At 64.8% G+C, this 23,751-nt stretch carries 22 protein-coding genes and 1 pseudogene; 12 read left to right on the top strand and 11 right to left on the bottom strand.

Annotated elements, in window-relative coordinates; all coding sequences use genetic code 11:
• Positions 1–220 precede the first annotated feature (220 nt).
• Positions 221–2,188: an alpha/beta fold hydrolase gene (locus NEF64_RS09240; RefSeq protein ID WP_082447105.1), complete on the top strand. Its 1,968-nt coding sequence runs from the start codon at positions 221–223 to the stop codon at positions 2,186–2,188.
• 146 nt (positions 2,189–2,334) lie between these two features.
• Positions 2,335–3,411 carry an L-glyceraldehyde 3-phosphate reductase gene (gene mgrA / locus NEF64_RS09235; protein ID WP_056409825.1) on the top strand — a complete coding sequence of 359 codons (1,077 nt, stop codon included), beginning with the start codon at positions 2,335–2,337 and terminating at the stop codon, positions 3,409–3,411.
• A gap of 272 nt (positions 3,412–3,683) precedes the next feature.
• Here the strand turns inward: mgrA and NEF64_RS09230 are convergent, their stop codons facing one another.
• The 4 genes from NEF64_RS09230 to NEF64_RS09215 all read right to left on the bottom strand — a co-directional run bounded on the left by NEF64_RS09230 (position 3,684) and on the right by NEF64_RS09215 (position 8,087).
• Positions 3,684–5,600, bottom strand: coding sequence for an alpha/beta hydrolase-fold protein (locus tag NEF64_RS09230; protein ID WP_252574897.1), 1,917 nt, complete (start codon positions 5,598–5,600; stop codon positions 3,684–3,686).
• Positions 5,597–6,070: a DUF6265 family protein gene (locus NEF64_RS09225; RefSeq protein ID WP_252574895.1), complete on the bottom strand. Its 474-nt coding sequence runs from the start codon at positions 6,068–6,070 to the stop codon at positions 5,597–5,599. Before NEF64_RS09225 ends, NEF64_RS09230 begins: the two co-directional genes overlap by 4 nt.
• A 212-nt stretch (positions 6,071–6,282) precedes the next feature.
• A complete protein-coding gene (locus NEF64_RS09220) occupies positions 6,283–7,026 on the bottom strand; it encodes a LytR/AlgR family response regulator transcription factor (protein WP_056409831.1) in 744 nt (247 codons plus the stop codon).
• Entirely contained in the window at positions 7,023–8,087 is a 1,065-nt protein-coding gene (locus NEF64_RS09215; protein ID WP_252574893.1) for a sensor histidine kinase, read from the bottom strand. The genes NEF64_RS09220 and NEF64_RS09215 overlap by 4 nt, the downstream gene beginning before the upstream one ends.
• 167 nt (positions 8,088–8,254) lie before the next feature.
• Here NEF64_RS09215 and NEF64_RS09210 point away from each other — a divergent pair, with 167 nt between their 5' ends.
• From NEF64_RS09210 to NEF64_RS09200, 3 genes are all read left to right on the top strand, one after another.
• Positions 8,255–8,392 carry a hypothetical protein gene (locus tag NEF64_RS09210; protein WP_156360526.1) on the top strand — a complete coding sequence of 46 codons (138 nt, stop codon included), beginning with the start codon at positions 8,255–8,257 and terminating at the stop codon, positions 8,390–8,392.
• 117 nt (positions 8,393–8,509) lie between these two features.
• Positions 8,510–9,337: an alpha/beta fold hydrolase gene (locus NEF64_RS09205; RefSeq protein ID WP_252574891.1), complete on the top strand. Its 828-nt coding sequence runs from the start codon at positions 8,510–8,512 to the stop codon at positions 9,335–9,337.
• A gap of 71 nt (positions 9,338–9,408) precedes the next feature.
• Complete coding sequence (locus NEF64_RS09200; protein ID WP_252574889.1) at positions 9,409–9,999, top strand: NADPH-dependent FMN reductase; 591 nt, start codon at positions 9,409–9,411, stop codon at positions 9,997–9,999.
• Positions 10,000–10,050: 51 nt separating this feature from the next.
• Here NEF64_RS09200 and NEF64_RS09195 read toward each other — a convergent pair whose 3' ends face one another.
• Complete coding sequence (locus tag NEF64_RS09195) at positions 10,051–11,634, bottom strand: Na+/H+ antiporter (protein WP_252574887.1); 1,584 nt, start codon at positions 11,632–11,634, stop codon at positions 10,051–10,053.
• A 171-nt stretch (positions 11,635–11,805) separates the two neighbouring features.
• Here NEF64_RS09195 and NEF64_RS09190 point away from each other — a divergent pair, with 171 nt between their 5' ends.
• A complete protein-coding gene (locus NEF64_RS09190; RefSeq protein WP_056409846.1) occupies positions 11,806–13,428 on the top strand; it encodes an FAD-dependent oxidoreductase in 1,623 nt (540 codons plus the stop codon).
• A 150-nt stretch (positions 13,429–13,578) separates the two neighbouring features.
• On the opposite strand, the gene NEF64_RS09185 is transcribed toward NEF64_RS09190, so the two are convergent.
• A complete protein-coding gene (locus NEF64_RS09185; protein WP_056409849.1) occupies positions 13,579–14,592 on the bottom strand; it encodes a zinc-dependent alcohol dehydrogenase family protein in 1,014 nt (337 codons plus the stop codon).
• 37 nt (positions 14,593–14,629) lie between these two features.
• A complete protein-coding gene (locus NEF64_RS09180) occupies positions 14,630–15,832 on the bottom strand; it encodes an MFS transporter (protein ID WP_234387693.1) in 1,203 nt (400 codons plus the stop codon).
• A gap of 160 nt (positions 15,833–15,992) precedes the next feature.
• On the opposite strand from NEF64_RS09180, the gene NEF64_RS09175 reads away from it, so the two are divergent.
• From NEF64_RS09175 to NEF64_RS19370, 3 genes and pseudogenes are all read left to right on the top strand, one after another.
• A complete protein-coding gene (locus tag NEF64_RS09175) occupies positions 15,993–16,565 on the top strand; it encodes a TetR/AcrR family transcriptional regulator (RefSeq protein WP_252574885.1) in 573 nt (190 codons plus the stop codon).
• Positions 16,566–16,754: 189 nt separating this feature from the next.
• A complete protein-coding gene (locus NEF64_RS09170) occupies positions 16,755–16,973 on the top strand; it encodes a hypothetical protein (protein WP_031395698.1) in 219 nt (72 codons plus the stop codon).
• A 118-nt stretch (positions 16,974–17,091) separates the two neighbouring features.
• Positions 17,092–17,367 (top strand): annotated as a pseudogene (locus tag NEF64_RS19370) (NAD-binding protein); the annotation flags it as partial.
• A 386-nt stretch (positions 17,368–17,753) separates the two neighbouring features.
• Here the strand turns inward: NEF64_RS19370 and NEF64_RS09165 are convergent.
• The 4 genes from NEF64_RS09165 to NEF64_RS09150 form a co-directional block, all read right to left on the bottom strand.
• The gene (locus NEF64_RS09165) at positions 17,754–18,257 is read right to left on the bottom strand and encodes a TIGR02594 family protein (RefSeq protein ID WP_043157997.1); all 504 of its coding nucleotides are present in this window, start codon (positions 18,255–18,257) and stop codon (positions 17,754–17,756) included.
• 61 nt (positions 18,258–18,318) lie between these two features.
• On the bottom strand, positions 18,319–18,879 hold the full coding sequence (locus NEF64_RS09160) for a GDSL-type esterase/lipase family protein (RefSeq protein WP_081877721.1): 561 nt from the start codon (positions 18,877–18,879) through the stop codon (positions 18,319–18,321).
• 352 nt (positions 18,880–19,231) lie between these two features.
• The gene (locus NEF64_RS09155) at positions 19,232–20,368 is read right to left on the bottom strand and encodes a hypothetical protein (RefSeq protein ID WP_043158001.1); all 1,137 of its coding nucleotides are present in this window, start codon (positions 20,366–20,368) and stop codon (positions 19,232–19,234) included.
• 312 nt (positions 20,369–20,680) lie between these two features.
• Positions 20,681–21,220 (bottom strand): hypothetical protein, encoded by a 540-nt coding sequence (locus tag NEF64_RS09150; RefSeq protein WP_056409855.1) that lies wholly within the window; start codon positions 21,218–21,220, stop codon positions 20,681–20,683.
• Between the two features lie 451 nt (positions 21,221–21,671).
• On the opposite strand from NEF64_RS09150, the gene NEF64_RS09145 reads away from it, so the two are divergent.
• The 3 genes from NEF64_RS09145 to NEF64_RS09135 are packed head-to-tail and all read left to right on the top strand — an operon-like array spanning position 21,672 to position 23,730.
• The gene (locus NEF64_RS09145; RefSeq protein ID WP_031395703.1) at positions 21,672–22,004 is read left to right on the top strand and encodes an ArsR/SmtB family transcription factor; all 333 of its coding nucleotides are present in this window, start codon (positions 21,672–21,674) and stop codon (positions 22,002–22,004) included.
• Positions 22,005–22,015: 11 nt separating this feature from the next.
• Positions 22,016–22,444, top strand: coding sequence for an arsenate reductase (glutaredoxin) (gene arsC, locus NEF64_RS09140; protein ID WP_056409861.1), 429 nt, complete (start codon positions 22,016–22,018; stop codon positions 22,442–22,444).
• Positions 22,444–23,730: an arsenic transporter gene (locus NEF64_RS09135; RefSeq protein ID WP_031395705.1), complete on the top strand. Its 1,287-nt coding sequence runs from the start codon at positions 22,444–22,446 to the stop codon at positions 23,728–23,730. The genes arsC and NEF64_RS09135 overlap by 1 nt, the downstream gene beginning before the upstream one ends.
• Positions 23,731–23,751: the final 21 nt, after the last annotated feature.

The raw sequence follows: 23,751 nt of genomic DNA, 5'->3' as shown, positions 1-23,751 counted from the left end.
GTGGCGTCGGAGGGGCTGGACTGTAATCATGCATAGCCGCTTAACGTTCTAAAAGCGCTGCGGTGTCCTACGAGCGCCGCAGAACCCATCTCACCGTATCGGGCTCGAGCTTCGAGAGGTGCTCTCACTACGGAATGCCGGCCGATTTGAACGCGACGCAGGTGCGTGCGTTGGTGTTGCTCGAGACGGGGCGCGCGCCCTTGGAACGCAAGGACACGAGATGGCAAAGCCCTTTACGATTGCAGTACCCGACGAGCGGCTCGCCGGCATCAACGCCAAAGTCGCAGCGTTCGACTGGGGCGCGCTGCCGGACGCCGGAAGCTGGACGTCAGGGGTCGGGCTTGCGGACCTCAAGCGGCTCGTGGACCATTGGCGCATGCGGTTCGACTGGCGCGCACAGGAACGTCGGCTGAATGCTCTACCGCAGTTCACGACGGAGGTGCTGGGCGAAAAGCTTCACTTCATTCATGCGCGGGGCGATGGTTCGCGCCCTCCCCTGCTCCTGCTGCATGGATGGCCGGGCTCGTTCATGGAATTCGAGGCGCTCATCGCGCCATTGGTCGCCGACGGCCATGACGTCGTCGTGCCCTCGCTTCCGGGCTACGCCTTTTCCGGTCGCCCTGCCGCGCCGATCGGACCGCGCCGGACGGGCGAGTTGATGCACGGTCTGATGACCGAGCTTTTCGGTGATGCGCGCTATCTGGTGCAAGGTGGTGACTGGGGCGCGGCGATCGGAAGCTGGATGGCGCACGATCATCCCGAAGCCGTGGCCGCGCTGCACCTCAACATGGTTCTCCTTCAGGCGGCAGACATATCGCCGAAGACGCCCGACGAACTCGCTTGGGCGGCCCGACGTGCTACGCTGGCGAAAGAGGAAACCGGCTACGCACAGGAGCAAGGCACGCGTCCGCAGACGCTCGGCATTGCCATGTCGGACAGCCCCGTCGGCGTTGCCGCCTGGATTCTGGAAAAGTTCGGCGCTTGGGCGGACGTGCCGCGTGATGAACAGGGTCGGCCCGATCTCTGGCAGGCGTTCGACGAAGATACGCTCCTCACCAACATCATGCTGTACCTCGTCGAGGGGTCCTTCATCACGTCCACCTGGATGTATCGCGGCCGCATGCTAGAGGGTTCGGGCGAACTTCCGGCAGGCAGCCGTATCAAGGTGCCGACCGGCGTCGCAGCCTTCCCCGATCCCGTCTTCCCGCCTCCTCCGCGCTCGCAGGCACGCAAGACCTACAACATCGTCCACTGGAACGAGATGGAGGCAGGCGGCCATTTCGCGGCGCTCGAACAGCCCGGGCTTCTGCTGGCGGATATGCGACGCTTCTTTGCCGACCAGGCGTCCTCGAAAGCGCGCAGACGGCGTCGGATCGCCGGCGCGGCGGGTGTCATCGGCGTTGCCGCCGTTGGATTTTGGACGTTGGCAGACAGTCATCGACGCCCGGACGATACCCAAGCCCGGCATCGCGCGACCTACCCGCCACTGGATGTCCCGAAGGTCTTTGCCGAGGGTGTCTGGATCGTCGACAGCGGACCAATAAACGCGATGGGGATAGCGCTGCCCGTGCGCATGACGATCGTCCGCCTCGAAAATGGCGATCTGCTTCTGCATTCGCCGACCCCCTATTCGGCCGCGCTGGCCAAGGCGGTCGAAGCGCTGGGCCGGGTACGGCATCTCGTTGCCCCCAACATCGCGCACTGGACCTGCATTGCCGATTGGCAACGGGCCTACCCGGATGCGACCACCTGGGCTGCGCCAGGGCTGCGGGACCGGGCACAGGTCCGCGCATCGTCGGTGCGGTTCGATGCCGAACTCGGTGACACGGCCCCGGCCGAATGGTCGGACACACTCGATCAAGGCATGGTGCCGGCAGGGGCTGGCTTTAACGAGATTTGGTTCTTTCACCGGCAGACTAGGACGCTCGTGCTCGTCGACCTCATCGAAAACCTCGATCCTGACAAGCTGCCGCCTGTCACGCGGCTATTGATGCAGGCCTCCGCCGCCACGGACGGCACGACCGCACGATACCTTCGGCTACCAGTACGGCTAGGCGGCGCGGACGCTCGAAAGGCGGTGCGAGCGATCGTGGCGCTCGGACCTGACCGGGTGATCTTCGCTCATGGTCGGCCGTTCGACACCAGTGGTGCGGCACGATTGAAACGTGCCTTCGAATGGCTGATCTAGGCCAGCTTTAGGCCAGCTTCCGTGCCTAACTGCAGCGCTGCATCGCGCACCTGCCCAACGCGATCGAGGCAGTTCAAAAAAGTGGTGCACGCTGCGCCGAAACGGTTAGCGCGTTGCGCCCCGAAGACGTTCACAAGGAGTCACTAATGTCGTTTCCCCGTCCGTACGTCGCGTCCCCGCTCCGGTATGACAGCGGCATGCCCTATCGACGCACCGGCCGAAGCGGGCTGAGGCTGCCGGCAATCAGCCTGGGGCTGTGGCAGAACTTCGGCGGACAGGATGTGTTCGAGACGGGGCAAGCCATCCTGCGGCGGGCATTCGATCGTGGCGTGACCCACTTCGATCTCGCCAACAATTACGGCCCGCCCTATGGCTCGGCCGAAGAAAATTTCGGTCGCATCCTCGCCTCCGATTTCGCGGCCCATCGCGACGAACTCATCATCTCGACCAAGGCGGGTTGGGACATGTGGCCCGGACCGTATGGCGATGTCGGTTCATCCAAAAAATACCTGATTGCGAGCTGCGACCAGAGCCTCAAGCGAATGGGCCTCGACTATGTCGACATCTTCTATTCGCACCGGGTGGATGCCGCGACCCCGCTCGAGGAGACGATGGGCGCGCTGGTGCAACTCCATCGACAGGGCAAGGCACTATATGTCGGCATCTCCTCCTACGAGCCGGGGCTTACCCGCCGTGCGGCCGAGATTCTGGCCGCGGAAAAGGTGCCGCTGTTCATCCACCAGCCCAGCTATTCGATCCTGAACCGGTGGATCGAGCGCGATCTGCTGGCGACGCTGGAGGAGCTGGGCGTCGGCTGCATTGCCTTCTCACCCTTGGCGCAGGGCATGCTGACGAATAAATACCTCAGGGGCGTTCCACAGGATGCGCGAGCAACCCGTGACGGGTCGCTGTCGCAGGCCTTGCTCACGGATCGAAACCTTGCTGCCATCCGTACCCTGAACGATATCGCGGGTGAGCGCGGACAAACCCTGGCCCAGATGGCGATCGCGTGGGTCTTGCGCGACCCGCGCGTCACATCGGCGCTGATCGGCGCCCGCACGGTCGAACAGCTCGACGACTCGCTGGACTCGGTGAAGACGCTCGACTTCTCCGCCGACGAACTTACCGCGATCGACAACGCGGCCGACGATGGCGGCGTCAATCTCTGGTCGGGATCATCTGACATCACTGCACTGCCGGCAGCGCAAGGAGTGCCCGCCTGAACAACGGCCATCACGACACCCCTCCGGGACATTCCAAAAAACGTTTGCGCGCCCAATCTTCAGGCCCGGTTACGTTCGCCGACAGCGCCGCAAATAATTGTTAAATGACGCGAAATCGTAATCTCTTTAAGCAAACCACGTTTCTTGAGCCTTGCCCCATCGTGATCTGAGAGACTCGCTACGCTCGTAGATGCCCGCCTCGAACGAAGAACTCCGATTTCAGGCTGATAGCGGAATGCCTGCTTCCGGTCCGGACCAAGCGGGGGGCCGCCTCAACGGGACGGGACGACATAGTCGTGTGTTCCGATCTGGCGATGCAGCTTGAGCGAGCCGCCAGCCTGACGCTGCCACAACCGGATGCCCCCGCCCTTGACGGTGCCCGACTGGCCCCCCGCGGTCCACTCGACGCGGAATTTGGGATATTCAATCACCCACGCACCGTGATTTTCGAATGCCAGGGTCCAGACCCGCACGTCGCGGAAGGTCGCGCCGCTTCCCGCTGCGGTATAGGCGGTCAGATAGGGGCGGATCTCGGCCATGCCGCATTTGGGCGTTTCGGCGAAAGGCATGAAGACGGCGTCGTCGGTATAATCCACGAGCTTCGCCTCGACATCCTTGGTCCGCACGGCCTCGGCGTCGCGGTCGTTATGGGCTCGCAGGAATTCGCCCACGGACCGATCGCCTGCGGCTAGCCGGATGGGCGAGGACGACGGCACCGGGATCGCGGTGAAGAAGCCCGCGGGATCGGCCAGCGGGCGGAAATAGCCCCAGCTGTCGGCCTTGAGCCTGAGGCCGCCGTCCCGCTCGACGCCCCAGACATGCGCGTATTTTCCCCGCTCTTCGTCGGTGCGGTCGGACCAGCGGATCGTGAAGGTTCCGATCTCGACCAAAGTGTCGTCCAGCTCAAGGACTTCGCTCGCCACCGGCACATAGCTGGTCACACGCCGCCGCTCGCGCATCGCGCGGTGATAGGCCGCGATCTGGCGCGTGCCGATCAGCACCGGCTGATATTCGGGCATCGAGCGCGCATCTGCGCGGTAGAGCATGGCGCGAGCATCGGCATCATTGGCGAGCATCGCCTGACGCAGCTTCGCGTGTGCGGCGTTGACGCGTTCGGTCGGCGTCGCGGGAGGTCCGAACAACAGGTGCCGCGCGATGAAGGGCAGCACATCGGTGTAGAACCGCCCCTGCTCGCCCCAGTGCCGGTCACGAAAGCCGCCACCATGTTCCTCGGCTTCGTGCGGCACACCATATTCAGCGAGGAGATTGGAAAAGGCCTGCGCGCCATAGACATGGTCAACCAGCGTGTCCTGACGCCCCCAGTCGAACTTGAAGCCCCGCAGCGATTTGAGATTGTCGGCATAAGCGGGGAGCAAAGCCGTCAGCGCGAATCCCTGTTTGAAACGCGCCGTACGGTCGCTGTCCACTACGATGCGCCCGTCGACACGCCGCGCCGGTGGATCGAAGAACAGCGGCGGTCGGTTCGGGTTCGGCGAGAAGGCCTGATAGATCGACGTGAAGATCAGCGAGAAGCCGTCGTCCCGCAGATCGTCGAGCGATGTCGCGCGCGCCATGCGTTCCAAGTTCGGGCGGCTGTGCGTCGGCTGAATATTGGGGCCGCTCGCCACCGGCTGCATGCCATAGACCGCGCCGAACATGTCTGGATGGCGCATGCCGAAACGGATCGCGCCATACGCCCCCGGACAGTCCCCCGCGATCCCGCGCGAATCCCGGGTGGCGAGCGTGCGGTAGGTGGCATCGATGTGCGGCACCAGCTCGCGCATTATGAAGTCTTCCCAATTGCCCGTCGCCGGCGAATTCACATACCATGCGCTGCCCGCGGGGGTCGTGAAGTCGGCGGTCACGACGATGACGTCGCCGATCACACCCTGCGCGATCGCCTTATCCAGCAGCGCCTTTGCGCCGTGGCTGGCGAAGGGTTCGCGGTGATCTTCGAAGAAATAGTTGAGGAAGTAGAGGACGGGAAATCGCTTGCCCGGCTCGGCGTAGCGCGGCGGCAGGTAGACCGTGAGGTTGCGAACGGGCGAGATGCCGATCTTGCTGCCGGCGAAGCTGGTCGATTGCAGCGTGCTGACAACCAGCCGGCCCTGCGGCTGCGCCATCGCCGGAGCGACGAACAGCGCCAGCAAGCAACAGGCAACGGCGTAAAGCTTGCGTAGCCCGCTCATGACGACGCTCCATCGCTTTGCCGCGTGGGGCCTGATGTACGCCGGAAGGGAATCACGAGTGTCTCGCGTTCCCGGCCCTCCGAGCGATTGAGGAAATAGACCGTGAAGCTATCCGGCCCGGTTCGCGAGAAAGTCGCGCCGTCGAAGTAGAAGCTGGTCGAACCGCGATCGACCAGCGGACGGTCGATATAAGCCGCCTGCGCTTCCCAACCGGCGAGTTCCGGCGTGAAGTGCTTGACCCGAAGAGTCAGCGAATTTCCAATCTCGGCGAACACGCCGATCTCGTAAAAGGCCAGGTTCTGGGGAGCTAACGCGCGGACGAAGCCCGGAAGCTGCCCAAAGCGAGGACTGAGAAGCACATGCTCGACCGGCCCATCGGGCATGTCGCCGATCCAGTGGCCCTCGATCCACGCCATGTCGGCGATCGTCGCACGCGGGGCCTGGTGGCCTTCAGCGTGGAGCTTGATCATGGCCCGGGGGTTGGCGAGTTGCGCCGATGAAGGGCTTGCGTGGAACAGGATCGCCAGCGCGATTACCGCCGTCGGAAACCTGAAAGGTGCATATGCCCTGTGCCTCAACCCCATGCCCACCCCCTGTTTTGGTTGAGCGGCATACGGGCCCGGAACGGGGTTTCCCGGCAATGGATTTTCGCCGGGCGGGTCCGGCGGATCGCCAAGCGGGATCAGCGGGTAAGGTAGCCGTCGATTGGCTCGCGATATCGACGGCTGAACCGGAGCTCCGCGCCGCACGCCAGCCGCACCGAGCCGTCGCCATGGGTGCCGGGCCGGACTTCGACCAATCGGTCGAGCCGGACGATCGCGGCGCGATGGATGCGCGCGAACGCGGCATGGGGCAGCCGCGCCTCGAGCGACGTCAATGATTCGTGGATCAGCAAGCTGCGTCCGCCGGCATGGACTTCGGCATAGTCGCCCGCCGCACTGATCCAGTCGATCTCGTCGAGCCGAACCAGTTGCGCCGCGCCATTGCCGCGCGCGACTAGCCGGCCCTGCCCGCCGAGCAGCGATCGCATCCCGTCGCGCTGGCCGCCGCGCTGGCCGTCGCCCGTGTCGATGTGTCGCCGCACCCGCTCGATAACGCGGGCAAAGCGCTGGTCGTCGAACGGCTTGAGCAGGTAATCGAGCGCCTCCGCCTCAAAGGCGCGCACCGCATAGACATCGAACGCCGTCACGAAAACGGTCAGCGGCATCGCATCCACGCCGATCGCCTCGATCACGCCGAAGCCGTCCATCTCGGGCATCTGGACGTCGAGGAACACAAGGTCGGGCCGCAGCGTGCCGATTGCCGCCACTGCTTCCGCCCCGTGCCCCGCTTCGCCGACCACTTCGAAATCGCCGAACCCGGCCAGCGACTGGCGCACCGCCCGGCGTGCCAGCGGCTCGTCGTCGATGATCAGGGTCCGGATCACCGCGGCACCAGGATGATGACGCGGAAGCCCTCGCCCGGCGCCGTGTCGATCTCAAGCGACTGGCGCTCGCCATGGAGCTGGCGCAACCGCAGCCGTGCGTTGCCGAGCCCGACGCCCTCGCGGATCGCGCCCGCGCCCTTGCCGTTGTCGGCGATGCTGATCCGCAGCATGTCGCCTGCGGGCTTCGCCTCGATCGTCAGCGTGCCGCCTTCGATCAACGGCGCAATCCCGTGGCGCACCGCGTTCTCGACCAGCGGCTGCAGCAGCAGCACCGGCACTTGGACGGTCTCCAACCCGGGCGCGATGGCGCGGACGATCCGCAGTCGCTCGCCCAACCGGGCTTCCTCGATCGCCAGATAGGTGTCGGTAAAGTCGAGTTCATCGGCGAGCGCGCTGTGCTGCGACCTTCGTTGATCGATCGACAGCCGTAGCAGATCGCCCAGCCGCGCGATCAGCCGCTGGGCGACGATCGGATCGTCGGGCACCAGCGCGGAAATGGCGTTGAGCGTGTTGAACAGGAAGTGCGGCTGCAGCTGCGCGCGCAGCGCCGCGGTTTCCGCCTCTGCGAGCTGCGCCTCCAGCCGCGCCGCCGCGACCTCGCGATCGCGCATCGTCCGATAGGCGCGCGCGCCGAGAACGATCGCGACGAGCAGCGCGTAGATCATCAGATGGACATGGATGCTGGTCGCCAGCTTCGTGATTAGCAGCCCATTGCTCCACGGCGCCCAGGGCGCGCGGAAATAGAAGATCGCGTTGATCGCGCTGTAGAGCGCCGCGTGCAGCACCGCGAACACGAGCCCGAAGACCAGATGAATGGCCAGCAGCCTGCCCGGCCGCCGCTCGTCGGCAAACGCGCGCGCCACGCTCACGACCCCGGGCGTCAATGCTGCCCAGGCCGAATACCAGATCAGCCCGTTGACCAATGCCTGCCCCAGCGCGAGCTTTGGCCCACCCGCGAAACCCGCGGCATAGGTCTGGAACGCCGTCACCACCGCGACAGCCAGCCATGCGGCCCAAATGCCCAGATAGCGAACAAGGCGTTGCCGATGCGCTGCGGTCATGGCCAATCATGCACATTCGCCCGACATTAAACAGCTGCCCGGCGGGGACGAAGCCTGACGGCCGCCGACGTCTGCGTGCTTCCCAAATTCGCGACCGACGAATTCTGCCTCGCCAACGTCTATTGCGTCGGTGTCGCGATGCGCGCGAGGCTGCGCATTCTGACGCGGTGCAGGCCCTGCTAAAGGCAATCGCCGAATATCTGGTCGGCGCCGACCAGCATAGCGACTTGATACCGGCAATCGGGTCGATCGAGGTCAACTTCACCCGTCTCGATCGGCGAGAGGGCGCCGCCGTTGCCGACTAGTCCATGCTGCGCATGACCGCTATCAAGGATAGAGAGATCGTCCTCGTCGACGCCGCCTGATTGTCACCTTCACTCTGTAGCGTGCCGCGTACCCGACCAAGCCCGAGGAGACATCGAATGCCATTCGTCACCACCGTCGACAAGACCGAAATCTTCTACAAGGACTGGGGCAACACGGATGCGCCCGTCGTCATGTTCCACCACGGCTGGCCGCTCAGCTCGGATGACTGGGACGCGCAGATGATGTTCTTCGTCCAGAAGGGCTATCGTGTCATCGCGCATGACCGCCGCGGGCATGGCCGTTCGACCCAGTCGGCGGGCGGTCACGACATGGACACCTATGTCGCCGACGTCATCGCGCTGACCGACGCGCTGGATCTGCGCGATGCCGTCCATGTCGGCCACTCGACCGGCGGTGGCGAGGTCGCCCGCTATGTCGCGCGCGCCAAGCCCGGTCGGGTCAAAAAGGCCGTGCTGGTCAGTGCGGTCGCACCGATCATGGTCAAGACCGATGCCAACCCGGACGGCGTGCCGATGGACGTATTCGACATGGTGCGCGAGCAGACTGCCACGAACCGTTCGCAATTCTACTACGACTTCACGCTGCCCTTCTTCGGCTACAACCGCGACGGCGCCAAGGTGAAGGAGGCGGTGCGGCTCAACTGGTGGCGCCAGGGCATGATGGGCTCGGCGCTCGCCCATACGTTCGGCATCAAGGCCTTCTCCGAGACCGACTTCACCGACGATCTCAAGGCGATCGACGTGCCGACGCTCGTGCTGCACGGCGAGGACGACCAGGTTGTTCCGTTCGCCACCACTGGCAAGATGTCGGCCGACATCGTGAAGGACGCCAAGCTCATCTCCTACCCCGGCTTTCCCCACGGCATGCCGGTTACCCACGCCGATCAGATCAACGCCGATCTGCTCGCCTTCATCGAAGGCTGATCCACGGCAGGGCACGGAGCGATGGCGCGCTCCGTGCTTCTGCACGACACGCTCCACAAGGAATTGCCGCGATGCGCGACCGGGTTCTGATCTTCTACGGCTCCTATCGGTCCGACCGGCAGGGCATTCGCCTCGCCGAGTGGCTCGTCCGCGCCTTCGCCGAACGCGGTGCATCGGCCGAGCTCATCGACGCCAGGGCGGTCGACCTCCCCATGCTCGACCGCATGTACAAGGAACATCCCAGCGGCGAGGCGCCGCCCGCGCTGGAAGCACTCGCAGAAAAGATCAGAACGGCCGACGCCTTCGTCTTCGTGGCCGGCGAGTATAACTGGGGCGTGCAGCCCGGGCTCAAGAACCTCACCGACCACTTCCTGGAGGAATGGTACTGGCGGCCAGCGGCGATCGTCAGCTATTCGGCCGGACGTTTCGCCGGTGCGCGTGCCGGTCTCGCATGGCACGGCATCCTGTCCGAAATGGGCATGGTGGTCGTGTCCAGCACGATCGCGGTGGGTGGGATCGGCCACGCCTTCGATGCGAGCGGAGAACCGGCGGGCGACGGCGGCGCCGCCCTGACACGCGCCTTCCCACGCTTCGCCGACGATCTCGGCTGGTGGACGCAGGCCGCCCGCGCCCAGCGCGAGCGGCGTGATCCGCCCTATTGATCCGGCCGACGTCCGCGCCTCGTCATCGCGGCTCGGAGCAACTGAAATCGTTCATCCCTTCGCTGCCGCTGCGGCAAGCTCCTCGAGGTCGAGATCATGCTCGAGATCATGGAGCGTCTCGTCATCGATACGACCGGTACGGTGCAGGCGAACCAGCTCGGCGCGGCCGGCCGCGACCGCGGCGATGATGACGTCGAAATGGCTCGCGATCGCCACGTTGCGCTCCTCCACCGTACCGTCGAACGCATCCGCTGCGGTTGCACGGGTCCGGTAGCGCCTTAGGAGCTGCGGGTGGATGACCGTGCCGTCGATCGCCACCGCCTCGCGCTCGACAAGTCCCAACTGCGCCTGGAACAGCATCATCTCGGCCGCGTGCAGATCGAGCGGCGGTCGCGCGCTGCCGTCGTCGTGCGGCTTCAGGGTCCGGATGACCCAGCCAAGCGAGGTGCCCTGCACCAGGACGGTCACGAGGATCACGACAAAGGCGGTGACGAGCATCAGATCCCGCGCCGGCATCGCCTCGGGCAGCGAGAGCGCGACCGCGAGCGTCACCACGCCGCGCATCCCGGCCCAGCTCATCACTACCGCCGCCCGCGTTCCGAGCGGGTGCTGTCGCGTCCACCCGATGCGGCGACCGGTGGCGACGCCGGCATCGACCGCGAAGATCCACAGGAACCGCGCGGCAACGACCGCCAGGACGATCAGCAGCACGGGCCGCGCCATCGTGTCTATGACGATGTCGAGCCCGCCGACCCGGTCCAGCAACCCCCGCAAGGACAGGCCGATAAGCAGGAACACGGTGGCTTCGAGGAGGAACACCAGCACCTGCCAGAACGCCATCGCCCGGATGCGCACGCGGGCGGTGAAGACGACATGCTGATACCAGCCGCAGACAAGGCCCGCGGTGACGACGGCAATGACGCCGGACACGTGCAGCAATTCGCCCGCGATATAGGCGCTCCAGCAGACCAGCACGGTCGCTGCGATCATCAGCGTATCATCGCCGAGCCGGCGGAGCAGAACCACCCAGAGCCCGCCGATCGCCGCGCCGACCGCGATGCCGCCCGCCACGAGCACGAAAAACGTTCCGGTCGCCGCCCCCAGATGGAAGCTGCCGGTCAGCACCGCCGCCACCGCAAAACGGAACAGCACCAGCCCCGCGGCATCGTTGAGCAGGCTTTCGCCCTCGAGCAGCGTGGTCAGCCTGCGCGGGAGCGTCACCCGCTGCAACACGGCACGCGCGGATACCGCATCGGGTGGCGACAGGATCGCGCCCAGCGCGACGCAGGCGGCCCAGGGCAGTCCGGGCATCAGCAGCCTGGTCACGATCGCCACGACCGCCGTGGTGAAGAAGACGGCGCCGACCGCCAACGAAAGAATGCCGGCCATGTGCCGCCGGAATGGCGCGACCGCGGTGAACCACGCGCCGTCCATCAGCAGGGGTGGGAGAAACAGGACAAGGACCAGCTCCGGATCGATCGCGATCCCTTGCACACCCGGTACGAAGGCGACGGCGCATCCGCCGACGATCAGCGCGGCTGCTGGTGGCAGCGACAGACGCCGGGCCAGATAGTGAAGCCCCAGCACCACCAGGAACATCAGGATGATCAGCTCGAAGTTTGCCGCTGGATGCACAAAGCCGCCCCTTTTCCTGCCCGCCCGGTGGTCCTGCAATCTGTCCCGAACCGCGTCAATGCGATCGGGCAGCGTATCGGCCCGCGCCCGCATTCGGCCTGGGCCGTTCCCGGGCGATTGCCGTCGTCGCGTTCGCCGGGCTAGTGTCGAGGGGGATAGGGGACAGCGCTCATGGAAACGATCGGTCGCGACCTGCGGGAAATGCAGCGGGTTCCGCTGCAGCCTGCGCATATTGCCGCGATCCGGGCGGCAGGGACGCGCAAGCACTATCCCAAGGGAATGATGCTCGCCGAGATCGGCGCGCCGGCCGACCGCTTCGTGTATGTCGAAGAGGGGGAGATCGAGGTCATCAACCCGTTCACGGGCGATCGGCTGGTGCCGTCGACGCTGGGGCCCACCCAGTTCATGAGCGAGATCTCGCTGCTGTCCGGCGGCACCTGGTCGCTGCCGATGCGCGCCGCGAGCGACACGACCGTCGTCGAAGTCCCGCGATCCGCGATGCTTCGCCTGATGGCGGCCATACCGGAGATGTCGGACATCGTTATCACGGTGCTGGCCGCGCGCCGTCGGCGGCAGCTGGATGCCGGCGACGGCATGCTGGTGCTGGTTGGCGAAGAGGAGGACAGGGCCGTCAGAAGAGTGGCCGAGTTCGCCGCACGCAATCGCCTGCCCTACCGCTCCTACCCGCTCGGCAGCGCCGAGGCCGCGCATGTCGCCAGCAGTTGCGGAACCACGCCGCGCGAACCCGTCGTGGTGTTCGGCCGCGACGTGGTGGTGAGCGATCCGACGCCGGAAAAGGTGGCACGGCTGCTCGGACTCGATCAGGACGTTCCCGAAGACGAGGCCTTCGACGTGCTCATCGTCGGGGCCGGCCCCGCCGGCGTGTCGGCGGGCGTCTATGCGGGAGCCGAAGGATTGCGCGCGCTGGTGGTCGACGAGACCGCGATCGGCGGCCAGGCCGGCACGTCCAGCCGGATCGAGAATTATATGGGCTTTCCCACCGGCATCTCCGGTGCCGATCTCGTTTGGCGCGGCGAGGTGCAGGCGATGAAATTCGGCACACGCTTCGTCATGCCTCGCCGCATCGAGTCGCTGGACCAGCTCGACAATGGCGCCTTCTGTGCGACCTTCGCCAATGGTCGGCGCGTTCTCGCCGCCTCTGTCGTGGTTGCTACCGGGGTCCAGTACAGACGCCTGCCGATCGCACGCCTCGCCGAGTTCGAGGGCACGGGCATCTATTATGCAGCGACCGAGAATGAGGCGCGCTTCTGCCGCGATACGGAGGTGCTGGTCATCGGCGGCGGCAATTCGGCCGGGCAGGCGGCGATGTTCCTCAGTCGTACGGCGCGGCACGTTCGCCTGCTGGTGCGCGGCGACACCCTGGCCTCGTCCATGTCCAGCTATCTGTCGAGCAGGCTCGAGGCGGACCCCGCGATCACCATCGAATACGGCACCCATGCCGTCGAACTTCATGGCGGGGACAATCTGGAGGCGGTGACGATCCGCAACGGAGACGGCGACCGCACCGTGGCAAGCTGCGCCGTCTTCGTGATGGTCGGCGCCGCACCCAATACGGGCTGGCTCTCCGAACTGGTCGCTCTTGACGACAAGGGCTTCGTGCTCACCGGCGAAGCGGCTGGCGCGTTATCGCCTTTCGCCACGTCCTGCGCGGGCATCTATGCCGTCGGGGACGTGCGCGCCGGATCGGTGAAACGCGTCGCGTCTTCGGTAGGAGAAGGATCGGTCGTCATCTCCAACGTCTGGGAGCATGTGCGCGGCTTGGATCGCGCCTGAACGAAAGCCGCCTTCGCAGGTCTGACCGACGGTTGGTCAGTTGAAAAACGCTCCAAGCTGTCCAATGCTGGTCATTCATGCCATCCGGATCAACCGGCATCGCAGGAAACCCCGTCAGAGACGTGCGTCGAAGTGGCCGGAATTTCGTGATCAAAACGCGATCATCACCTTGCCCAGATGCCCTGCCGCGGCGAAATAGCGGACGGCGTCCGGTGCGTCGTCGAAGGCGAACGTCCGGTCGACAACGGTCGTCATCCGGTTCGCCACCATTGCGTCGAGCAGATCGACGAACATTGCGCGGCTGCCATTGGCGATTCCGCGGATCGTCACGTTTTTCGTGATGAGCGACAGATAGTCGGGGATCGCCGGCCCCTCGCCCGGTGAAACGCCGATGACGATGATCCGCGCATTGATCGCCGCGGCTGCGATCGAGTCCCCCAGCGTATCGACGCCGCCGGTTTCGATCACGATGTCGGCGCCCTTCCCCTCGGTCTGTGCGATCACCTCGGCCGCCCAATCCGGTGACGTCCGGTAATTGACCGTGATGTCCGCGCCGAGGCTGCGTGCCGTTTCGAGTTTCGCGTCCTGCGACGACGTGATCGCCACCCGTGCGCCACGGGTCTTGGCGATCTTAAGTGCCGCCAGCGCAACGCTACCGGTGCCGAGGCAGAGCACGGTCTCGCCCGCCTCGACCCGACAGACCTCGACCAGTGCATTCCAGGCGGTCAGGCCGGCCGAGGCGAGACCTGCGACATCCGCGTCGGCCAGCGCGTCGGGCACCCGGATCAGCGCAGCCGCGGGGAGAACGACCCTTTCGGCAAGCCAGCCGTTATGCGTGATGCCGATATCATGCGCAAAGACGTCCGCCCGGAACGGGCCGTCCAGCCAGGTCGCGAAATGACCGCAGACGACGCGATCGCCGACTGCGACCTCGGTCACGCCCGCACCGATCGCCACGACCTCGCCCACGCCTTCGGACATCGGAATGCGGGTTTCGGGCTGTCGGGCGCCGTAGGTGCCGCGCAGGAGCTGAACGTCGCGGCTGATCAGGCCGACAAGACGCGGCGCCACCAGCGCTTCGCCGGGACCAGCGACCGGCGCGGGCCGGGTCGTGGCGACAAGTCCGTCGATGCCGTTCTGGGCACCGATGTGAAAGGCTTTCATCGAAATCTTCTCCTGATGGGCACGCACGACGGGCGCCTTACTCAAAGGCCCTGGGACCGGGCTTGAAGGCATGGCGGCGCGCGCCGGCTGCAAGCGCCAGGGCAAGAAGGGTCGGCGCCAGTACGGCCCAGGCGAGCAGTCCTGCCCCCGCATGGTCGAGGATCACCCCGCCGACGATCCCGCCCGTCGCGATGGCGCCGTTCCAGACCGTCGTGAGCATCGCATTGGCGAGGTCGACGCCCTCACCCGCCGCATCGGCGAGCGCGGTCGACAGCTGTGTCGCTGCGCCGCCGAACGACAATCCCCACAGGATCGTCGCGACGATCGTCATCGCAGGGGTAGTCGCGAACAGCCCGAAGGCCAGCGAGACGACCGCAAACATCGTGAGGCTGACCAGCACGAGCGGACGCAGCGCGCGATCGATCAGCACGCCCGTCACCCAGATCCCGACCAGCGCTGCCAGCCCGAACCCGAGCAGCAACAGATCGAGCCTCTCCCCCGCGCCCGACAAGGCGGCGACCGGGGCGATGTAGGTGTACAGGATATTGTGACCCGTGATCCACGCGAACAGCGTGACCAGCACGGTGCGAACGCCCGGCGTGCGAAACACGCTCGCGATCGACAGCCGCTGCTCGGCAGGCTGGCCGGCAAAGTCCGGCACGCGCCACAACACCCAGCCGATCAGTATCAAAGTGGTGATCGCCATCAGCCCGAACGCCATGCGCCAGCCCAGCGTCGTGCCCAGCATCGCCCCCAAGGGTACGCCGATCGAGAGTGCCAGCGGTGTACCGACCATCGCGATCGCGAGCGCCTTGCCGCGCAACGGCGGGGCGACCATCCGCCTGGCATAGCCCGCGATGATTCCCCACCCCAACCCCGCCGCGACCCCGCCCATGAACCGCGCGACGAGCGTCAGCGCATAGGAGGTCGACACCGCGGTCACGCAGTTGAAGATCAGAAAACCGACGATCGCGACGAGCAGGGTCGGCTTGCGGCGCCAACCTTGCGTGTACAGCGTCAGCGGGATCGCCGCGAACAGCGATCCGACCGCATAGACCGTGATGGTCTGCCCCGCGAGCGACTCCGATACGTCGAGCCCGGCGGCCATGTGCGGCAACAGCCCGGCAGGGAGCGTTTCGGTGAGGATCGCGGTGAAGCCGGTCATTGCCAGCGCCAGCAACGCGGAGATCGGCAATGTCTCGCTCGCGCCATCGTCGGTCTGACCGGATCTTGGAATCACGCAACACTCACTTCTGGATCGACTGGTCCACTGCGTTCAACCACATGGCGTGGCTTGTCAACGAGTAATGGATTGATTAGTCCATAATCAGGAGCGGACATATATGGCACGGAGCGGACGACCGCGTGGTTTTGACAGGGCTGCAGCGCTGGACAGCGCGATGCATCTGTTCTGGGAACACGGGTATGAGGGCGCGTCGCTGCTCACGCTGCGTCAGGCGATGGGCGACATCTCGTCGGCCAGTTTCTACGCGGCCTTCGGTTCGAAGGAAGCGCTCTACCGCGAAACGCTCACGCGCTATCTCGCCGTACATGGCGGCATCGTCGGTGCGCTCGACGACGAGACGCTATCGCCACGCTCGCGGCTCGAACAGGCCTTGATCGCGTCGGTTGCGGTGCAGACCGATCCTGCCCATCCGAAGGGGTGCATGATGACGCTGTCATCGATCGTTTCGTCCGAGGCTGGTGCGTCGACCCGAGCGCTGACCCGTGCCGAGCGGGAGATCACCCGGCAGGCGTTGCAGCGGTGTATCGCCGCCGGCGTCAGCACCGGCGCTCTCGATCCCGCCACCGACGTCGCGGGGCTCACCACGTTGTACGACGGGCTGTTGCTGGGGATCTCGATCCAGGCGCGGGACGGCGTTCCGACCGAGACGCTGCGGGCCGGCATTGGACACGCGATGGCGGCGTGGGATGCTCAAGGCAGACAGGAGCGTGAGAGCAAACTCCACTAATCTCGCCGAAAAAGAGACCGACTCGCAGGCATTCCGACTGCCCTACCCGCTTTCTGACTCCGGCATTCGTCATGTCGCCCTTAGGCTGATTCCAGCGACGTACGTCAGCGTATCGGGTACCCTAAGGGCACAGAACTTCATTATCGACCGCGCGGCAATCCAGCCCTCAGACGTAAGATGGGAAATGACATGCGATTTGTTCAGATCGAAATACTGCCGCAGGGCAAGGCGCTGGTCGATATCGACAAGCTAACCCATGCAGTACCCGAAGGGAACGGGTCACGCCTGTTCATCGGGGCGCAGCACCTCGACGTGCCCCATTCATTGGCTGAACTCGAGAACGTGCTGGCCGGTCGCGAGCGGACGGACGATGGCGCAAACAGCACCGCGGGGTTCGGTCTGCGATAGGCCGGCACGACTTCGGAAGATCATATCGTCTGCCCCATCAACCCTGGGCGCGGAGCCACGACGGCGAAAACGGATCGGCAGCCCCTTGGGTCGTTCGTAACTCTGCGTAGACCACGTCATGCGCCGTCCGCATCGACACAGTTTTACCCCGAGACGGCACGGCACAACGCCGTTTGGCTTCGGCTGCTATGGCGGGTGGGGCGCGGAAGCCGTCGACGAACTCGTCAAGCGTGGAGCGGATCCCGAGACAATCGTGGTCGTCGACGATCGGATGGTCGAGCTCGACGCCACTGAAGCATGGGGCACGACCGTGATGCAGGGCGATGCGACCCGCAATGCCGCTCTGGAGGCAGTACAGCTCGCCCGTGCGCGTGCCCTGTTCGTTGCTGCGGGATGGGACGACACATCCGATCCCGATCGTCCTGAACCCAGCAAGTCTCGCCGGCGTTCTGTTGGCAGGGTCGGACCCACTGCGCGCATATCGCGTCGTATCAACGGATCTCGCCGCGGCCGGCGGACAGGTCGTCCTGCACGAACGAGCACAGACCGCGACAGAGGTGGGACTCGCACTGTCGGAAATCCGTGCTGGTCTCGGCCACCGTATCTACCGGGGCGATCGAAGCTTTGGGTTCCGGGAGCCAGACACGCAGCGGCTCGAGACGGGGGATCTCATCGTCGAGGCAGCACGGCGCGGTCAGGCCGAACCCACCACTTACCGATACTGTCTGTTACGAACGGATCTGGGTCCGATGTGCGCACTACGAAATCAGCGCATCTCCATCAGGCTTCGTCGGTCGAGATCGGCTTCCGTGCCGCCATCTGGACCGGCTTGCCTATTACGGGGCGGCCGGCTGGCCATCGGCGCGCGATACAGCGATCCTTTGCTATCCGGGCTATGGTCACCGCGTCGCCCTGATTGCCGCCAAGGACATGATAGGCCGTCGCGTCTTCGCCAACATAGAAACCGACATGCCCGCCACCAGGACGCTCGAACACCAGCACAGCTCCCGGCGCCAGACGCTCCGGCCGCAACGACAATCCCCATGTCGACCACGACGTCGCCCGCACCGCAATAGAGACTGGTTCGATGCCATCTTCCTGCAGGCAGTGGGCGACGAACACGCCGCACCACGGGACGCTGTCGGCATTGTAGACCATGCCCAGCACCCGCGTTCCAAGCCGCTTTGCCCAACCGAGGATCGTCGCGCTGTTCGCTGATCCTGCAGCTTCCTGCGTGCCGAGTTTCGTGCGCGCCACTCTCAGCCACTTCGGATCCGTCACCATGATCCACCCGCCCCTGGGGCCGAGATACGAACGAGCCTACGGTTACGCTCAAATGCGGGCATTACAGCATCCTCTCCACGATCGGCAGCATCGCTGCGACCACCGCAGCAATCGCCTTGGCATTGGGATGCACCCGGTCCGCCAGCACCATATCGGCATGTCCCAACACGCCCGGCGGAAAGAACGGCCAGACGGTCGCGCCGTGTTTGGCCGCCAACGCCGCGTGGATGCCGAGATATGCCGCAGCCCGATCACGGATGAACATCGGGGGATCGACGGTCGTCAACAACACGGGAATGCCACAATTGCCCAGGCTCAGCAGGACCTGCTCAAGATGCGCTCGGGTACGACCCACCGGCACCTGCCGCAGGACATCGTTCGGTCCCACCTGAACGATCGCAAGTGCGGGTCGCTGGTCGAGCGCGGAGAGCATTCGGGGCAAGCGTCGTAGGACATCAGCGGTGGTATCACCCGACACCCCGGCATTCACCACGACGGCAGGAGGGCATGCCCGCCGCAGCGATGCCCGGAGCTGTACGGGAAAGCTATCGGCGGCGGGCAGGCCGTAACCGGCAATCAGGCTGTCGCCGATTGCGAGAATCAAAGGTCGGTCGAGTGTCATGCGCCGCTGTGAGATAGTTCACGTTCGATGCAATGTAAGGCGTCCGGTCACCAGCGCGCCGCTCCTTTGACGCTGGTGCTCTTTCGTCTGCGATGACACAGACGGCGGATACGCATTCCGGCGACCATCGCATTATCAGAATTTCCAGACGACCTTTTGCCAACATCGTCGGCCTGAATGGGGTGATGGCCTAACGCCGGAACGCGGTCGTCGGCGCGGATGATGTGGTGTCGTACCTGCAACGTGGCACGGCGACCGATGAGTGTGCCCGAACTGCCCCGCCAGATGGCCGTCCCCAACGAAGCAGCTTTTGCATCATCAGCCGCCGCCGGAGCCCGTCTCACATTTGTCGTTATGAGCGGTTCGACGAGCCGGATGTATTTGGCTGCGTCAAGTCGAGCACTTCCAACCTTGCAGCGTCGCCTCGCCTTGCAATCAGGCTCCCCACTGGAACCTGGTACGTACCGCGTAAGGTGAACCGCTCGACACGGTACACACCCCGATCAGTGCTGCTGGTCGAAAAGCCGGTGTAGCGTCGTTCGGCAACCTGCTTGAGGAGGTACCCTGCCCATCCCGTCGAACGCGAGCCGCGCAAGATTTCGGGTTCGTCCGTCTTGCCGTCGGGTCGGATCCAGAAGCCGATGTCGACCCATTTGATCGGATCGACATCGGACGATCTCGCGGGAAGCGGATTGCGCAAGTCGAACTTGCGCGCTTCGTCTTGCGCAGCCGCCAGCGCCGTAGGTCGATAAGGCGGCGCCCATACCAGCTCAGGGCGGGTCGAGCCATCGCGGCCGATCGCACGCACCAGCTGGTCAATCTGCGCGTTGTCCTTTTGCCCCGCCGCCAAGCGCAACCGGACAACTTGCAGCAGGTTGCGCAGCTTTGGATCCGCCGCGATCGGCCGGGCTTCGGCTTCGGCCATAAGCCGGGCCGCACCGGCCGTGTCGCCTCGTGCGTTGGCCAGTCTGACGCGGCGCAACGTCGCCTGCAGAGCGAGCACCGCGTTTCCGTCCGTCAACGCCTGACGCTCCACCGCCTTATACGAAATCTCGGCACTACGCCCCTTGCGCATCGCTAGCCACATATCGCCGGTCGCAAATGCCGCGGCAACGACGGCCGGGTCATTGGCCGGCAGATTGTCGCGCAGCGTGCGAACCTGCTCACCGACCGCGCTCTTGAACGCATCCAGATCACCGTCGTGCAAAGAGACGGTCGCATATGCTTCATACAATGCGGACACCGGTTTCGGGTCGGTCGCAGCGTGACGCTTGTTGCGAGATATGGCGCGCATAAGCGTGTGACGCGCCTTGAGATACGCACCATCCCGGAATTGCTGCTCGGCAAAGGCGATCGAGGCTTGTGCATCTCGCAACGGCGGACAGCCCTGCTCGACGCAGGCTGCATACGCTTCCGAAAGCTGCCTGCCAGAAATTACGATATCAGGGGTGGCGGCCTGCAGCGACAATGCGAAGAATAAAGCAATCATTACCCGGCCTCCACTTCGAGTCGCACCTTGCAACGCTGCAAGCCTGACCTCGCATCAGTGACTGTATTGCGAAACTTTTATCTTTGCAGCAGCGAATGACTTAGCCGGAGAGGAAGGCCGACTGTCTCGATAGATGAGCGGTAAACCGGCTGGCCGTTTTCAGAGCGTGGAGTGTTAAATGCGCCGCCGCATCCGCCTCCCTATGATTATAGCGAAGCCGCCCTGACGAGGGGCATTCGCCCAACCACGTATGGGGCAGGACCTTGATCGCGGCACGCGGTGGTATTCTGCAGGCGGCTTTCTGGCGTCTTCCTACGGGGATATTACCGCCTTGTTGGGCTCGAGCATTGCGAGGATCTGGTTCTTGCAGATGTTGAGATCGAAGACGACCGTTTGCCGGCTGTGATCGTCACCTGCGGCGGCGGTTGTCAGTTGAAGCCCCGTATATTCGCAAGGCCCCGTCCAATATGTCGATTTTGAATGGGTCGTGTGGTCCCCAACGGAATTGTTGGCCCTCTGGTTGAAGTTGAGGATCTCGTAGCGCCCGGGGTCATGGCGCAATTTCGTCACGACCCGCGGGTCGTACGGAAACTCGTTCACGTGCCGTCGTGATCGACTTGGGTCCCGCAGGCTTATGATCTTTCGGTCCGAACAATTGACCAGGAGCAAGACCCCCATCTCGTTCTTTTGCTTTGGCGCCGGCAGAGCCAGAAGACCAATGGCGTCATCGGCAATCGAGGGTGCGCGCAGTTCACATATCGATTCCCGCACGCTCCCGACGACGTTGCCGGATTCGAGCGGGTTGGTGGCGACGGCCGCCGCCTCGGAAAACATAAGAGCAACGGCAAACATCTTTGTCTCCGTTATTGAGCTGCCGGTTGATATTAGCACTAGTGCTTATCGGCAGCCAAGTCGGTTCAGCAGAGATAGTGAATGTTGGGCGGCTAGCAAATCTTGGCGGTTTTCACTGAGCCGGTTTACCTATGCATGAACTTTTTGCCGGACAGCGGCCCCGCCCGTTGGCGCTGACATCCGCCGGGTTAGTCCGCTTTCACGAAGTCTTCTTTCGATAGACCTATTCGGGAGTTAACGCTGGAAACGAATGACCAGACGTCATCGGGCTGAGCACATACCCGCTCTCGCGCGTATGAATTGCGACGGGGGTGTCCGATTGGGCACCCAAGCGGGATGGCTGTGATGCGCTGCGCCCTCGCCCTTATCGAAAACGGTCGGCAGTCTCTAAAAAACCGGCATGTCGGAAGTTCGTGCTGTTGCTGCCTGACATATCCGCTATGCTGGATTTATGGATAATGATTCGGCTATCGTGGCGTTTGGAGCGCTCGCTCAAGGCACAAGGCTCGACGTGTTCCGGCTGCTGGTGCGCCACGAACCGGACGGAATGGCAGCGGGCGAAATCGCCCGCCGGCTCGACGTACCGCAGAACACCATGTCGGCGCATCTCGGCATCCTAGCGCGCGCCGGCATCGTCCGCTCCGAGCGACAGAGCCGGTCGATCATTTACCGCGCCGATCTGGACGGCCTGCGCGCGCTCACGCTCTTCCTGGTCAAGGACTGCTGCGCCGGCTCGCCCGAGCTGTGCGTGCCGCTTCTGGCCGAACTCACCCCCTGCTGCTGAAAGGACGCGTCATGGCCGTCGACATCGTGATCTACCACAACCCCGCCTGCGGCACGTCGCGCAACACGCTGGCGATGATCCGCAATGCCGGCATCGAGCCGCACGTCATCGAATATCTGAAAACCCCGCCCTCGCGTGCTTTGCTAGTCCAGCTGATTGACCGCGCCGGTATGACGCCTCGCGAACTGCTGCGCGAGAAGGGGACGCCCTATGCGGCGTTGGGGCTTGGCGATGAGACGCTGACGGACGACGCGCTGGTGGACGCGATGATGGCGCATCCGATCCTCATCGACCGGCCACTGGTCGTCTCGCCGCTCGGCGTGCAGCTGTGCCGACCATCCGATGCGGTCCTCGATCTGCTGCCCGAGCCGCAACTGGGGGCCTTTGCCAAGGAAGACGGCGAAGCGGTGGTGGACGCCTCGGGTCAGCGCATCGCTTGATGCTGCTCGCGCTCGCCATCTTCGTCGCCACGATCACGCTCGTCATCTGGCAGCCCAAGGGGCTCGGCATCGGGTGGAGCGCGCTGGGTGGTGCGGTCGTGGCGCTGCTCGTCGGGGTGGTCTCGCTCTCCGACGTCCCGGTGGTGTGGGGTATCGTCTGGAACGCGACCGCGACGTTCGTCGCCATCATCATCGTCAGCCTGCTGTTGGACGAGGCCGGTTTCTTCGAATGGGCGGCGCTGCACGTCGCTCGCTGCGCGGGAGGACATGGCCATAGGCTATTCGTCCTGATTGTCCTTCTCGGCGCGGCCGTGTCGGCGCTGTTCGCGAACGACGGCGCGGCGCTGATCCTGACCCCGATCGTCATCGCGATGCTGCGGGCGCTGGGCTACCGCGACAGGGCGACGCTGGCGTTCGTCATGGCGGCCGGTTTCGTCGCCGACACGGCCAGCCTGCCGCTGATCGTCTCCAACCTGGTCAACATCGTGTCGGCCGACTTCTTCCGCATCGGCTTCGCCGACTATGCGTCGGTGATGGTGCCGGTCGACCTCGCGTCGATCGGTGCGACGCTGATCGTGCTGCTGCTGTACTTCCGCCGTGACGTCCCAGCCGACTACAACGTGGCGCAGCTCCGCGCGCCGGCCGACGCCGTCCGCGATCGAGCGACATTCCGGGCCGGTTGGGTCGTCCTTGCGGCGCTTCTGGCGGGCTTTTTCCTTCTCGAACCTGTCGGCATACCGGTCAGTGCAGTCGCCGCTGCCGGCGCGGTGCTGCTGCTCGTCGTCGCCGGGCGCGGTCGCGTCATCGAGACGCGCAAGGTGCTGCGCGGCGCGCCGTGGCAGGTCGTAATCTTCTCGCTCGGCATGTACCTGGTCGTCTACGGCCTGCGGAACGCCGGTCTGACCAACCATCTCGCCGGTCTGCTCGACCGCACCGCCCAGGGCGGTGTGTGGGGCGCGGCGTTCGGCACCGGCATCATCGCCGCGCTGCTGTCGTCGGTCATGAACAACATGCCGACCGTGCTCGTCGGTGCGCTGTCGATCGACACGACCCACGCCACGGGCGCGATCAAGGACGCCATGGTCTACGCCAACGTGATCGGCTGTGACCTCGGCCCCAAGATCACACCGATCGGCTCGCTCGCCACATTGCTGTGGCTTCACGTCCTCGAGCAGAAGGGCATCCGCATCGGCTGGGGCTATTATTTCAGGATCGGCGCGACCTTAACGATCCCAGTGCTGCTGGTAACGCTCGCCGCGCTCGCCCTGCGGCTCGGTGCCGCCTGATGCCGTTGAATCGAACCAAAG

This window comes from Sphingomonas aerolata, assembly GCF_023935825.1.
Taxonomy (GTDB): domain Bacteria; phylum Pseudomonadota; class Alphaproteobacteria; order Sphingomonadales; family Sphingomonadaceae; genus Sphingomonas; species Sphingomonas aerolata.
The sequence above is the reverse complement of the archived record's forward strand: the minus strand, read 5'-3'. Positions and strand labels throughout refer to the sequence as shown.

Coding starts and splice junctions, on each gene's coding strand:
- NEF64_RS09240 (WP_082447105.1), top strand. CDS start 221: ATGGCAAAGCCCTTTACGATTGCAGTACCCGACGAGCGGCTCGCCGGC.
- mgrA (WP_056409825.1), top strand. CDS start 2,335: ATGTCGTTTCCCCGTCCGTACGTCGCGTCCCCGCTCCGGTATGACAGC.
- NEF64_RS09230 (WP_252574897.1), bottom strand. CDS start 5,600: ATGAGCGGGCTACGCAAGCTTTACGCCGTTGCCTGTTGCTTGCTGGCG.
- NEF64_RS09225 (WP_252574895.1), bottom strand. CDS start 6,070: ATGATCAAGCTCCACGCTGAAGGCCACCAGGCCCCGCGTGCGACGATC.
- NEF64_RS09215 (WP_252574893.1), bottom strand. CDS start 8,087: ATGACCGCAGCGCATCGGCAACGCCTTGTTCGCTATCTGGGCATTTGG.
- NEF64_RS09205 (WP_252574891.1), top strand. CDS start 8,510: ATGCCATTCGTCACCACCGTCGACAAGACCGAAATCTTCTACAAGGAC.
- NEF64_RS09200 (WP_252574889.1), top strand. CDS start 9,409: ATGCGCGACCGGGTTCTGATCTTCTACGGCTCCTATCGGTCCGACCGG.
- NEF64_RS09190 (WP_056409846.1), top strand. CDS start 11,806: ATGGAAACGATCGGTCGCGACCTGCGGGAAATGCAGCGGGTTCCGCTG.
- NEF64_RS09185 (WP_056409849.1), bottom strand. CDS start 14,592: ATGAAAGCCTTTCACATCGGTGCCCAGAACGGCATCGACGGACTTGTC.
- NEF64_RS09175 (WP_252574885.1), top strand. CDS start 15,993: ATGCATCTGTTCTGGGAACACGGGTATGAGGGCGCGTCGCTGCTCACG.
- NEF64_RS09170 (WP_031395698.1), top strand. CDS start 16,755: ATGCGATTTGTTCAGATCGAAATACTGCCGCAGGGCAAGGCGCTGGTC.
- NEF64_RS09165 (WP_043157997.1), bottom strand. CDS start 18,257: ATGGTGACGGATCCGAAGTGGCTGAGAGTGGCGCGCACGAAACTCGGC.
- NEF64_RS09160 (WP_081877721.1), bottom strand. CDS start 18,879: ATGACACTCGACCGACCTTTGATTCTCGCAATCGGCGACAGCCTGATT.
- NEF64_RS09155 (WP_043158001.1), bottom strand. CDS start 20,368: ATGATTGCTTTATTCTTCGCATTGTCGCTGCAGGCCGCCACCCCTGAT.
- NEF64_RS09150 (WP_056409855.1), bottom strand. CDS start 21,220: ATGTTTGCCGTTGCTCTTATGTTTTCCGAGGCGGCGGCCGTCGCCACC.
- NEF64_RS09145 (WP_031395703.1), top strand. CDS start 21,672: ATGGATAATGATTCGGCTATCGTGGCGTTTGGAGCGCTCGCTCAAGGC.
- arsC (WP_056409861.1), top strand. CDS start 22,016: ATGGCCGTCGACATCGTGATCTACCACAACCCCGCCTGCGGCACGTCG.
- NEF64_RS09135 (WP_031395705.1), top strand. CDS start 22,444: ATGCTGCTCGCGCTCGCCATCTTCGTCGCCACGATCACGCTCGTCATC.